This window comes from Chryseobacterium ureilyticum (assembly GCF_900156735.1).
Classification (GTDB): Bacteria; Bacteroidota; Bacteroidia; order Flavobacteriales; family Weeksellaceae; genus Chryseobacterium; species Chryseobacterium ureilyticum.
Genome location: NZ_FTOL01000002.1, coordinates 98,903 through 111,633 on the forward strand (window position 1 = coordinate 98,903; position 12,731 = coordinate 111,633).

The 12,731-nt window shown below is 34.7% G+C and carries 12 protein-coding genes and 1 other RNA gene; 6 read left to right on the plus strand and 7 right to left on the minus strand.

Translation table 11 applies throughout. The features are described 5' to 3' along the window. Positions 1–41 precede the first annotated feature (41 nt). Entirely contained in the window at positions 42–1,286 is a 1,245-nt protein-coding gene (locus BW983_RS06600; RefSeq protein WP_076551024.1) for a porin family protein, read from the plus strand. On the opposite strand, the gene BW983_RS06605 is transcribed toward BW983_RS06600, so the two are convergent. The 6 genes from BW983_RS06605 to BW983_RS06630 form a co-directional block, all read right to left on the minus strand. Beyond that, on the minus strand, positions 1,283–1,927 hold the full coding sequence (locus BW983_RS06605) for an HD domain-containing protein (RefSeq protein ID WP_076551026.1): 645 nt from the start codon (positions 1,925–1,927) through the stop codon (positions 1,283–1,285). The genes BW983_RS06600 and BW983_RS06605 overlap by 4 nt on opposite strands. Continuing rightward, entirely contained in the window at positions 1,924–2,769 is an 846-nt protein-coding gene (locus BW983_RS06610) for an alpha/beta hydrolase family protein (RefSeq protein WP_076551027.1), read from the minus strand. The genes BW983_RS06605 and BW983_RS06610 overlap by 4 nt, the downstream gene beginning before the upstream one ends. A 90-nt stretch (positions 2,770–2,859) precedes the next feature. Further along, entirely contained in the window at positions 2,860–3,750 is an 891-nt protein-coding gene (locus BW983_RS06615) for a ribokinase (RefSeq protein ID WP_076551029.1), read from the minus strand. A 68-nt stretch (positions 3,751–3,818) separates the two neighbouring features. Next, positions 3,819–4,454: a DUF4241 domain-containing protein gene (locus BW983_RS06620; protein ID WP_076551030.1), complete on the minus strand. Its 636-nt coding sequence runs from the start codon at positions 4,452–4,454 to the stop codon at positions 3,819–3,821. A gap of 9 nt (positions 4,455–4,463) precedes the next feature. After that, positions 4,464–4,826, minus strand: a complete 363-nt coding sequence (locus BW983_RS06625) for a GIY-YIG nuclease family protein (protein WP_076551032.1) — start codon at positions 4,824–4,826, stop codon at positions 4,464–4,466. A 73-nt stretch (positions 4,827–4,899) separates the two neighbouring features. Continuing rightward, positions 4,900–7,515, minus strand: coding sequence for a valine--tRNA ligase (locus tag BW983_RS06630; protein ID WP_076551033.1), 2,616 nt, complete (start codon positions 7,513–7,515; stop codon positions 4,900–4,902). Positions 7,516–7,643: 128 nt separating this feature from the next. On the opposite strand from BW983_RS06630, the gene BW983_RS06635 reads away from it, so the two are divergent. Both BW983_RS06635 and BW983_RS06640 read left to right on the plus strand, forming a co-directional pair. After that, positions 7,644–8,108 (plus strand): DUF1573 domain-containing protein, encoded by a 465-nt coding sequence (locus BW983_RS06635; protein WP_076551035.1) that lies wholly within the window; start codon positions 7,644–7,646, stop codon positions 8,106–8,108. 320 nt (positions 8,109–8,428) lie between these two features. After that, complete coding sequence (locus BW983_RS06640) at positions 8,429–9,298, plus strand: polyphosphate kinase 2 family protein (RefSeq protein WP_076551037.1); 870 nt, start codon at positions 8,429–8,431, stop codon at positions 9,296–9,298. 58 nt (positions 9,299–9,356) lie between these two features. Here BW983_RS06640 and rnpB read toward each other — a convergent pair. After that, an RNA gene (gene rnpB, locus BW983_RS06645) (RNase P RNA component class A) lies at positions 9,357–9,681 on the minus strand. Positions 9,682–9,866: 185 nt separating this feature from the next. On the opposite strand from rnpB, the gene BW983_RS06650 reads away from it, so the two are divergent. From BW983_RS06650 to BW983_RS06660, 3 genes are read left to right on the plus strand one after another with little or no spacing between them, the layout of a single operon-like run. Further along, on the plus strand, positions 9,867–10,358 hold the full coding sequence (locus BW983_RS06650; protein WP_045500386.1) for an RNA polymerase sigma factor: 492 nt from the start codon (positions 9,867–9,869) through the stop codon (positions 10,356–10,358). Further along, complete coding sequence (locus BW983_RS06655) at positions 10,351–11,025, plus strand: MFS transporter (protein WP_076551038.1); 675 nt, start codon at positions 10,351–10,353, stop codon at positions 11,023–11,025. The genes BW983_RS06650 and BW983_RS06655 overlap by 8 nt, the downstream gene beginning before the upstream one ends. A gap of 60 nt (positions 11,026–11,085) precedes the next feature. Next, entirely contained in the window at positions 11,086–12,708 is a 1,623-nt protein-coding gene (locus tag BW983_RS06660; RefSeq protein WP_076551040.1) for an AMP-binding protein, read from the plus strand. Positions 12,709–12,731 lie beyond the last annotated feature (23 nt).

Genomic DNA, 12,731 nt, shown 5'->3' on the forward strand with positions numbered 1-12,731 from the left:
ATCTATATTTTATTTATATTTGCCGTCAAATTTTAATAACCATGAAAAACGTATTTTCAGTATTTGCTTTTTTGAGCATAACTTCTATGTATGCTCAAGTAAAATATGAAAAAGGCTACATTATTAATAATGATAATGTAAAAACAGAAGTACTTATCAAAAACAAAGGATGGGTAAGTAATCCGGATTCGTTCAGCTATAAAAGTAATGATAACGCTCAGGAATCTACTGGAACAACTTCTAATATTAAAGAGTTCGGTGTTTACAATGATTCAAAATATGTTACTTATAATGGTGACATTGATTATTCTTCCGATGATATTGCCAGTCTTACTCACAGCAAAGAACCTAAACTTGTTAAAAGCTCAGTATTTTTAAAGGAAATTGCCTCTGGAAATAAAAAACTATACACTTATAAAGGTCATATTACCAGATATTTTTATTCTGCTTCAGACTCTGTTATACAACCTTTGATCTATAAAAAATATTTATTGGATGGTAATAAATCATTAGTTGCAACGAATGATGAGTATTTAGATCAGTTGAAAACTCTTTTTGCAGATAACACAAGCACACTATCTAAAGTAGACAGGACACAATATTCTACATCCAGCTTAACAAAAATCTTCAATGATTATAACAGTAAAACAACAGGAAGTTCAAACAGTCAGTCTGATGTAGTAGTTTCTACTAAGAAAAAAGAAGTGAAGTTCAATCTTAATATAAGACCTGGAGTTAACTTTTACTCTCCTCTAAAACTGGAAGAGTCATATCCTTCTCCTGAACTTTTATCATCAAAAACTAATTTTAGAATTGGTGTTGAAGCAGAGCTGATCCTTCCTTTTAACAGAAATAAATGGTCTGTTATTCTGGAGCCAACCTTCTCTCAGTATTCTAATAAAAAGGCAACGATCCGTACTAATGACAATCTATATAATATAACAATGGATAGTTATTCATCTATTAGTATTCCTCTAGGAGTAAGACATTATATGTATATCAATGATAAATCAAAGATATTTGTAAATGCCAGCATCAATGTCTTTACTATAAAAACGAGCTCTCCTTCTTCTATAGATGTAGATTATGATGGGTTTGTATTTGACAAGTTAGAATTGGCATCTACTCAAAGCTTCAGAAACGCGTCTTTCGGAGTAGGGTATAATTATAACAGTAAGTATAGTTTAGAAGCAAGATTTAATACCCGCAGCAATATATTGGATAAGGATCTTCCACATGCAGATATTAAATCTTTCTCCTTAATTTTTGGATATAATATTTTTTAATCTACATTCCATTCTTTATAAAACTGGTCGAGGAAATTCAGCATATAATCATGTCTTTCTTCGGCCATTTTTTTTCCTTTTTCAGTATTCATCAGATCTTTTAGAAGTAATAATTTCTCATAGAAATGATTGATCGTTGTTCCGTTTGATTTTTTATACTCTTCTTTAGACATATTCAAACTTGGCTGAACTGCGGGATCGTACATTGGATTATTCTTAAATCCTCCAAAATTAAAAGTTCTTGCAATTCCAATTGCTCCTATAGCATCAATACGGTCTGCATCCTGTACAATCTGCAATTCCAGAGATGGATTTACCGGAGCATTTCCTCTGTTTTTAAATGATATATTTTCAATGACAAACAAAACTTTTTCAATGGTTTCGTTTGGAACATTTTGTGATTCTAAAAACTCTCTTGATATTCTTGGAGCTATCGTCTCATCTCCGTTGTGAAATTTAGGATCAGCAATATCATGCAACAATGCTGATAATTCTACCACTTCCTGGTCGCAATCTTCTGTTTCTGCAATTTTTCTTGCCAGTTTCCAGACTCTTTCAATATGGAACCAATCGTGTCCAGCTTCTGCTCCCTCTAACTTTTCTTTTACAAATTCTACGGTGTTTTCAATCGTACTTTTCATTTATCTATCAGTTCATTTAAAATAATATCCCAGAGTTTATGATTGTAGCTTCTAAAAAAGTTGACATGTCCAATCTCTTTTTTCTCAGATTCGGAAGTTTTTACAAGTCTGTAGGTAGGTTTAAGGTTAGGATATGTATTATTCAATAAGCTTAATACCCCTTTTTCCGTAAGCCATACATCATCTTCAGCTCGAATTACAAAGACTTTCTGCGTTAAATTTTTAGAATAATCATCAATTTTCTCCAGCAATCGGTTGGTTGATTTCTTATTTAAAATTAAGGTTCTCCAGTCATATGCGCAATTTTTTGGAAGACTTTCTCCAAGCCCAAACCAATTTGCCGGAAAATAGCCTAATAACGAAGTAGTTAAAGGCTGAACAATTCCGAATCCCAGATAAGCTTCTATTTTAGTTTTCAATCTCAAGTTACCAACAAAAGCATTCTGAGTTCCTACGAATACAAGCTCTTCAAACATTTCCGAGTCTTTATTCATACCAAGGATCAATGCGCCTACAGAATGCCCTAAACAAAACTTTCTATATTCTGAAAAGTGGGTTTTGATATATTGAGTTAAAGTTTTAAAATCCTGTGAACCCCAAATCCTCATAGACCCGTGAAATCCTTTCATTTCTTTAGGTTTAGAAAGCCCTATTCCTCTATAGTCATAAGTGATTACGGTGAATCCCTGCTCGGAAAAGTATTTGGCAAAAGAAAAGTATACCTGTTGTTTTACACCAGTTGCAGAATTGATAAGCAATAGTTTTCCATTATTTTTTTCAGGACGAAAAAGATGAACGGAGAGAGAGGCATGGTCTTCTGTAGTCAATATTAGTTTTTCCATAGGATAAAAAGAAAAAATCCACTATAAAAGTGGACATTTTCAATATATTTTTATGTTAAGTTTTGATTTTTTGATATGTCGTAAATAGCTTTAAGACAGAAAATCTGAAATTCTTGGTAGCCCAGTCTGAGAACCTTTACCTCTGGAAACTCGTGATGAAACTTCATTTCCAAACTTTACACATTCTTCCACGGAGTTTCCATGACAAAGCGCAATGGCAAATCCTGAAGTAAATGCGTCTCCCATTCCCATTTTATATACAGACTTTTCGTTATTGTTTCTGTAATATTTCATTTCTGTACCATCAAAATAAATGGTTGAATTCGCATCATCTCTTACGAAAACCTTATTAAAATATTTTCTAAGTACTTCTTCTCTCTGCTCTTCACCAAAAATAATATACAGTTCGCTGCTTTTTGCCACAATAAAATCAACGTTTTCAATAATTTCTTCACTGACTCTCATTGCAGGTGATGCATACAAACCTACTTTTTTACCGTATTTTTTGGCTTTTTTCACTGTATACTCTACTACTTCCATAGAAACCTCAAGCTGCACCAACACCAGATCTGCCGTATGGAAATAACGGTCTGCTTCATCAATATGAGATTTGCTAAGATATTTATTTGCGGCAGGAACTACTACAATAGCAGCATTTCCTCCACAAGTGGTTACATAAGCAGTACCTGTAGATTCTTTATCTGTTTCATGAACAAAACCTACATTCACGTTTTCTCCCACAAGATTTCTCATAATCTGTTGTCCCAAAGGATCCATTCCCACACAACCTACAAAGTAAACACTCGCTCCAAGTCTTGCTGTACCCACTGCCTGATTAGCCCCTTTTCCTCCAAAATAGCTGTCTGAATTCACTGCTAATACAGTTTCATTAGGTAAAGGTAGCTTCTCGGTTTCTAAAACCAGATCTATTGAAGAACTGCCTACAACAATAATTTTGGGTTGTTCTGATGAGAAATTCATTGTGTTTTATGTTAGTTTTAAAATTAATAACAGACAAAAATTCTACTTTCAAAAATAACTAATTTTACTTAACTAATTTCAATAAATTCAGTAATTATCTTTACAGGAGATTTATCCTTATCATAAGCGATATAGCTGGCATAAAAACCTTCTCCGTATCCTGTCTCAAAAGCAAATATAGTTCCAGGGTGTAATTCTGACGGTTTTAAAAATGCATATTGATCTATCGCTCCGTTTTCATCAAAGAAATATTCATGGAAAAATTCTTCATAGATTCCCATAAAGTCTCCTCCTTTATTATGATAAAGTTTTTGCTCCAGCTCATTAAGACTGTGTTGTGTATCAACATCCATAAAGCATCCCATTCCACTTTCTACAGGATAACCGAAAACTTCTTCTTCAGCAAGCTCTTTGATATTCTGTCCTGCGGTAGTTGCTAACTTCCAATCTACGATTTCTTTGGCATTGAAAACAATTTCCGCATACGCTACACAATTGCTTTCTCTTTCTTTATGTAAGGTAACAGAAAATTCTCCTTTAGGAAATTCTGTAGAAAAAGGGAGCATATCATTTGTGATCAAAGGATCACAGGCAACTAATTTTCCACTGGAAAGATAGATTTTCCCTACTTCAAAACTTTCTAACAACGGACTTTCTACAAAGTCTCTCGAGAATAGTTTTTTTATGTTTTCTATATGTGTCATTTTATTCTATTACTTAATATGAGTGTCAGGCTGAGCGGAGTCGAAGCCTTTTGGGGTTTTATTTTCAAAATTATCTGAATGACTTTTATTTTGGCAAACAGATAATTCTTTTAATTTATCCCAATTATCATTGATAATGGCTTCCTTTTTCTTTCTACTCCAACCTTTTACTTGTTTTTCAAACGCAATTGCTTGAATTATGTCATTAAATACATAAAAGAAGACTAGTTCAACCGGTCTTCTTTTATATGTATAACTTTCAGGAAATTTACCTGACTGATGTTGAGATAACCTAACTTCAATATCATTTGTAACTCCTGTATAATAAGAGTTGTCAGAACATTTTAAAATATATACAAAATACTGTTTCATTTTATTCCAAGACTTCGACTCCGCTCAGCCTGACATTCCAACAACTACTCTACCCAATTGGGTTTATGTTTATTTACAAACTTTTCAGCTTCTCTTCCAAGATTGCAATCTTATCAAGAGCATCTTTTTGTTTCTTACGCTCTACCTCTACAACTTCAGGTTTTGCATTAGCAACAAACTTTTCATTGGAAAGCTTTTTATCTACTGAAATTAAGAATCCTTTCAGATACTTCAATTCTTCTTCAGTTTTAGTTTTTTCTTCTCCTAAATCAAGGTTTTCACTTAAAGGAATTGAAACTTCCGTTGCTCCAACCAGGAATGTAAAGCTTGGCTTATCTGTTTTCTGTCCGAAGTGAATTTCAGAAACATTAGCAAGTTTTCTTATTACTGCATCATTAGCAAATTCAGAGGCGTTGGTATATATTTCAGCTGCTTCTCTTGGTGAAATACCTTTTGTCTGACGGTAATTTCTTACTCCGGAGATGAGTTCTGCTGCCGTTTCAAAGTTTTTAATAATTGTTTCATCAAATGCACCTGCTTCTTTCTGTTGAGCAATCATTAAAGCTTCCTCAATGCTTCTTTCTGAAATCGTCTGCCATAATTCTTCCGTTAAGAAAGGCATGAAAGGATGAAGTAATTTCATCAGTTCTTCAAAGAAGTATATTGTTTTATTATACACTTCTTTAGAAATACCTTCTCCGTAGTTAGGCTTGATCGCTTCAAGATACCAACCGCAAAAATCATCCCAAATTAATTTATAGATCAAGTGAAGAGCATCAGAAATTCTGAATTTCTCAAACTGATCATTAATTTCAGCGATTGTTTTATTTAATTTATTTTCAAACCATTCTATTGCCTGGTTGTCTGTAGCTATTGCTGGTTTATCTTCATGATTCCACATGTTGATCAGACGGAATGCATTCCAGATCTTTGTCATGAAATTTCTTCCCTGAAGCATCAGATCTTCATCAAAAAGAAGGTCGTTTCCTGCTGCAGAACTTAATAGAATTCCTACACGAACACCATCAGCACCATATTTATCCATCAATTCAAGAGGGTCTGGAGAGTTTCCTAAAGATTTTGACATCTTTCTTCTCTGCTTATCTCTTACAATTCCTGTGAAGTAAACATTTTTGAAAGGAACTTCTTTTCTGTATTCCAATCCAGCCATGATCATTCTTGCTACCCAGAAGAAAATAATATCCGGTCCTGTTACCAGGTCAGAAGTCGGGTAATAATAATTGATATCTTTATTTTCAGGATCAAGTAATCCATCGAATACAGACATTGGCCACAACCATGAAGAGAACCATGTATCTAAAGCATCATCATCCTGTCTAAGTCCTTCTATTGTTAAATCCTGGTTTCCTGTCTTTTGTTTTGCTAATTCTAAAGCTTCTTCTTTTGTTTCAGCTACTACAAAATCTTCATCTCCTGTCCCATAATAATATGCAGGAATCTGTTGTCCCCACCAAAGCTGACGTGAAATATTCCAGTCGCGGATGTTTTCCATCCAGTGCTTATAGGTATTTTTGAATTTCTCAGGATAGAACTTCACCTCATCATCCATCACTACATCTAAAGCAGGTTTAGCGATTTCAGACATTTTAAGGAACCACTGTACTGAAACTTTCGGTTCAATAACAACTCCGGTTCTTTCGGAAGTACCTACTTTATTTACGTAGTCTTCTGCTTTTAATAAAAGATCTTTTTCTTCTAATTCTTTTGCGATTTGTTTTCTTACATCAAACCTGTTTTTTCCGGCATAATGTAAACCATGTTCGTTAAGGTTTCCGTCATCATCCAAAGCATCAATCATCTTTAACTGATGTTTCTGTCCGATTTCGTAGTCATTAATATCGTGTGCCGGAGTGATTTTCAAAGCACCTGTTCCGAACTCGATGTCAACATATTCATCCTCAATGATAGGAATTACCCTGTCAACAATTGGTACGATTACATTTTTACCCTTTAAGTGAGCGTATCTTTCATCATTAGGATTGATACACACGGCAGTATCCCCGAAAATTGTTTCAGGACGTGTAGTGGCTACTGAAAGGAACTCTTCTGAACCTTCAATCTTATATTTAAGGAAATATAATTTTCCGTTCTGCTCTTTAAATATTACCTCTTCATCTGAAATATTAGTTTTTGCTTCCGGATCCCAGTTTACCATTCTGTAACCTCTGTAGATTAATCCTTTATTGTAAAGGTCTACAAAGCTTTTGATAACCTGCTGTGAAAGCTTGTCTTCCATTGTAAAACGGGTTCTGTCCCAATCACAAGAACACCCTAATTTTTTAAGCTGTTCAAGGATTGTTCCTCCGTATTTATTAGTCCATTCCCAAGCGTGCTCAAGGAATTGTTCACGGGTAATGTCTGACTTATTGACTCCTTCAGACTTCAATTTAGCAACAACTTTAGCTTCGGTAGCAATGGAAGCGTGATCTGTTCCCGGAATCCAACAAGCATTAAACCCGCGCATTCTTGCACGACGGACCAGAACATCTTGGATGGTATTGTTCAACATATGCCCCATGTGTAGTATCCCCGTCACGTTTGGTGGCGGAATCACAATGGTATATGGTGGTTTGTCATTAGGCTCTGAGTGGAAATATTTGTTTTCCAACCAGTAATTGTACCATTTTTGTTCTGTTTCCTGTGGATTGTACTTTTCTGAAATCTGCATAAATTCTATTTCTTTGGCTTGCAATTTGCAAAAATAGTCTAAAGAAAAAAATTTTTAAGCATGAATTAAAATAATTTTTAACTTTGTTTCACAAAATTTATCTAACAAACATATTAACATTCAAGAATATGAAGAAATTAATCGCAGGAATTGCATTATTCGGAACATTTGCTTTAGCATCTGCACAAACTATTACGTTTGATAAAACTACTTTTGACTATGGTACTATTAAGCCAAATTCTGAAGGTACAAGATTTTTTACTGTAACGAACACAGGTGACAAGCCTTTGATTCTTTCAAACGTTAAACCTTCTTGTGGATGTACAACTCCTGAGTTCAGCCAAGATCCGATCATGCCGGGAAAATCTGCTAAAATCAAAGTTGGATACAACACTGCTCTTACAGGAGGATTCAACAAAATGATTGAAGTGTTCTCTAATGACCCTGCAAACAGCAGAAGTGTAATCTATATCAAAGGTAATGTAGATCCTAGCGCTCCAGAAGCAAAAGTATTGACTCCTGCTGAACAGAAAGAAGCTGCTAAAGCTGAGAAAAAGGCTGCTAAAATAGCTAAAAAAACTGCTGCGAAGTAAGCTCTACTTAAAAAATAAGGAAACCGTCTCTATCAGAGGCGGTTTTTTTATTACATTTATGTTAGATATTATAATTATTTTGGATTAATTATTGCAATTTGATATGCCTGTTAGGTTTTGGCTAAAGCCTGTGGAATTTACTTCATTATTTAGGCGGGCTAAAGCCCACCTCTATTGATGGAAGATGGTATCACTTAAAATTTATCAAAAAAATCTTTTAATCTTTTAATCTTTTAATCTTTTAATCTTTTAATCTTTTAATCTTTTAATCTTTTAATCTTTTAATCTTTTAATCTTTTAATCTTTTAATCAAAAAATATATGGACACCAATTTCTCAGACGATTTTAAAGTAAACGGAAAATTTTCAATAAAAAAAGCGGCTACAGCTTATAAAGGAAAACTTACAAAAGAAGAAGGCACACAATTATTAATTCAGGAAAAGGAAAAACTTCGTGAGCTTCAGGAAAAGCTTTATGCTGATGGAAGCCAGTCTCTTCTTGTAGTACTTCAAGCTATGGATGCGGCAGGCAAAGACAGTATGATTGAGCATGTTTTTGGTGGGGTAAATCCTCAGGGTTGTAATGTAACAAGCTTTAAAACTCCAAGTTCGAAAGAATATTCTCATGATTTTTTATGGAGACATTATCTTGCTTTGCCTCAAAAAGGTATGATAGGAATATTTAATCGTTCTCATTATGAAAGTGTTTTGGTGTGTAAGGTTCATCCTGAATATAATTTAAGTGAAAAAACCTGGTCTTCTATAAAAGATTTTGACAATAAATTCTGGGAAAACCGTTATGAAAGCATACGAAATTTTGAAAAACATCTTGCTCAGAATGGAACAACCATCATTAAAATTTTCTTACATGTATCCAAAGATGAACAAAAGAAAAGGCTTCTGGATAGAATAAACGAGCCTGATAAAAACTGGAAATTCTCTTCAGGTGATCTTCCGGAAAGAGCTTTATTTGATCAATATATGGAGGTATACGAAACGGCTATCAATGAAACCTCAAAGGATCATGCACCATGGTATGTACTTCCTGCTGACAATAAATGGTTTGCAAGAATGGCTGCCATCCAGATTATCATAGATACTCTTGAAAAAATGAATCTTAAGTATCCTCAGCTGTCTGAAAAAGATAAACAGGGACTTTTAGAATCCAAAAAAATACTGGAAAACGAATAAATAAAAATCCTCAGATAGTTCTGAGGATTTTTTTATCGCAATTTATGATGATTAAAAAATTACGAGAAAACCTATAAGCCGGATTTTGTACTTCCGAAGAAGTGCCTGTTATTTATCTACGTCTTACATTGCTGCAAGACTTGAGCTGATTACCCCTCGGTTTTCAGGACGAGCCGCCCCTATTTCCATTACTGAAAAGAACCGATATACTTACCATTGCACCGCAAAGAGTTTACCTGGTTTCACTACAGCCGAACTGTACTTCCTTTCTGTTGCACTTGTCCTACCCTCACGGGTGACGGATGTTATCCGCTTTGCTGCTCTATGGTGTCCGGACTTTCCTACCTCCCGTAAAACGGGAAATCAACAAGCCGATTTTCTCGTAGGGCAAAGATACGCAAATTTCATGGTAAAAAGGTAAAAAAGCGAAATGGCAAAGCCGTTTTGCCTCTATGCAAATGACATTGATTTGTAAATACAATTTTTATGTTTTTTGCCTCTTTACGATTTTGCATTATATTTTTCACTGATTCCTACATTATTATTATCTTCGTGGCATTATACATCTATGGATTCCAGAGAGAAAGAATTTGCGCAGCTTATCAAAGATAATCAGGGTCTGATTATTAAGGTATCGCGCCTATATACCAATTCTCTGGAAGACGAAGAGGATCTTTTTCAGGAGATTGTCTTACAGCTTTGGAGAAGTTATGATTCTTTTAAAGGGAATTCCAAAATTTCCACATGGATGTACCGTGTAGCGCTTAATACAGCCATTACCCTCTTTAGAAAAAAAAGCAAAAGCCTCCCAACCAATGAACTGGACATCAACCATAAAGATTTTGTGGAAGATGACGATGAAAAACAACAACAGATATCGCTTTTGTATACTGTAATCAAGACTCTTCCTAATATAGAAAGAGCCATTGTCATGATGTATCTTGATGATCTGCCTTACAAGGATATTGCAGAAAACCTCGGAATCACCGAAGTGAATGCACGCGTGAAAATGAACAGATTAAAGAAAACCCTTAAAGAACAGATGGAAAAATATGCCTGAATTTGATTTAGATAGCTTTAAGAAAACATGGCAGGAACAACCTGTTCAGCCAAAATATGACAACCTTGAGATCCTTCAGATGTTGAACAGAAAGTCACGTAATTATATAAAATATATTTTCTGGATCAGCGTTGTAGAATTTCTGTTCTTTTCCGTTGCGGGATTATTTTACTTTTTTCAGGAAGAAGAATCAGACAATTTCCGTAAAATGCTTGAAAGACTTGGGGCACAAGAAGCTCCTGAAGTGGAAAATAATTTCGGGCATGCTTATCTTGCTATAAAAATCCTAAGCTTATTAATCACAGCCTATTTCGTTCTGAAATTCTATCAAAATTACCGTAGAATCAAAATTGAAGAAAATCTGAAAGGGCTTATTACCCGAATTATTAATTTCAAAAAAACAGTCAATGCATTCATCCTCATCAGTATTGTATTATTGATTGCATTTATGCTTGTCTTAACATCTTTCATATTTTATACTTTAAATTCTCAGAATATACAGCCTACCAGTTCCAACCTTACCATCTTTATTGTCGGAATCATAGTCAGTACTTTACTTGCCATATCCATGATCTGGGTTTACTACAGACTGGTATATGGTAGTATTATTAAAAAACTTGATAAAAATCTGAAACAACTTAAAGAAATAAACTCACAGGAAAATTAGAATCCATAGGCTATAGTTCAAGATATTATTGTTAATTTTATTTCACCAAATCTTTTTACTATGCCTTTATCTTATGTTTATGGAGCCTCAGAGGTTCCATTATTAGGACAGACTATCGGAGCCAACCTTAAAAGTACTGTCGAAAAATACCCCAATCAGGAAGCATTAGTCTGCGTTCATCAGGATTACAGAGCTACTTACCAGGAATTTTACAACCAAACAACCGCTATTGCCAAAGCACTGATCTTTTTAGGAGCAAAAGCCGGCGACCGAATAGGAATATGGTCTTCCAACCGCTATGAATGGGTATTATTACAGTATGCAACCGCCAGAATTGGGACTATTTTAGTTAATATCAATCCCGCGTACAGAACCCATGAGCTGACTTATGTTCTTAATCAGTCTGAAATTCGTTTTATTTTTTCTTCTTTAAGCTTTAAATCCAGCAATTACAAAGAAATGGTAGAATACGCCAAAGAGGTGTGTCCTACCCTCGAACATGAAATTTTCTTTGATGATAACTGGGAAGCATTTGTAAACAACGGACAGGAGATATCAGATGAAGTTCTTCACAGTTTTGAGGAACATGTACAGTTCGATGATCCTGTGAACATTCAATACACATCAGGTACTACAGGTTTTCCTAAAGGGGTAACTCTTTCACACCATAACATTCTGAACAATGGTTATTTTATTGGTATTCGATTAAAGTATACGGAGAAAGACCGTGTCTGCATTCCTGTACCATTTTATCACTGCTTCGGAATGGTCATTGGAAATATATGTTGTACAACACACGGAGCCTGTATGGTTATACCTAATGATAGCTTTGATCCCGATATTACTTTAAAAACGGTTTCGGATGAAAAATGTACATCTTTATATGGGGTTCCTACCATGTTCATTGCCGAATTGGCAGTAAAGGATTTTGACACTTATGATTTTTCAAGCTTGAGAACTGGAGTAATGGCTGGTTCTGTATGCCCTCCGGAAATCATGAAAAAGGTGGAAAACCTTATGAACATTAAAGAAATGAGCATCTGTTATGGAATGACGGAAACTTCTCCTGTATCTACACAGACTTTAATTGGGACTCCTCTAGAAAAACAGGTAAGCACAGTGGGAACTGTTCAGGATCATCTGGAAATAAAGATAGTTGATGAAAATGGAAGAATTCTGAAACGTGGCGAGCATGGCGAACTTTGTACAAGAGGCTATTCCGTTATGCTAAAGTATTGGAATGATCCTGAAAACACCAAAAAAGTATTAGACGATGCCCGATGGATGCACACCGGAGATATGGCTGTAATGGATAAAGACGGATATATTACCATTTCGGGGAGAATTAAAGATTTAATTATTCGTGGTGGAGAAAATATCTCACCTAAGGAAATTGAAGACTTTTTATATACCTATACTCATATCTTAGATGTACAGATCATTGGAGTTCCAAGCGAGAAATTCGGGGAAGAAGTAATGGCTTGGGTAAAAGTGAGAAAAGGATTTAATATCACCGAAGACGAACTTCTGGAATATTGTAAGGGAAGAATTGCTCATTATAAAGTTCCAAAGTACTGGAAGTTTGTGGATGAATTTCCAATGACAATTTCCGGCAAAATAAGAAAAGTGGAAATGCGGGAAATCTCTATGAAGGAACTTGGTCTGGAAAGTTATAAAGCTTAATTTTTACTATTGAAAGTTTATAA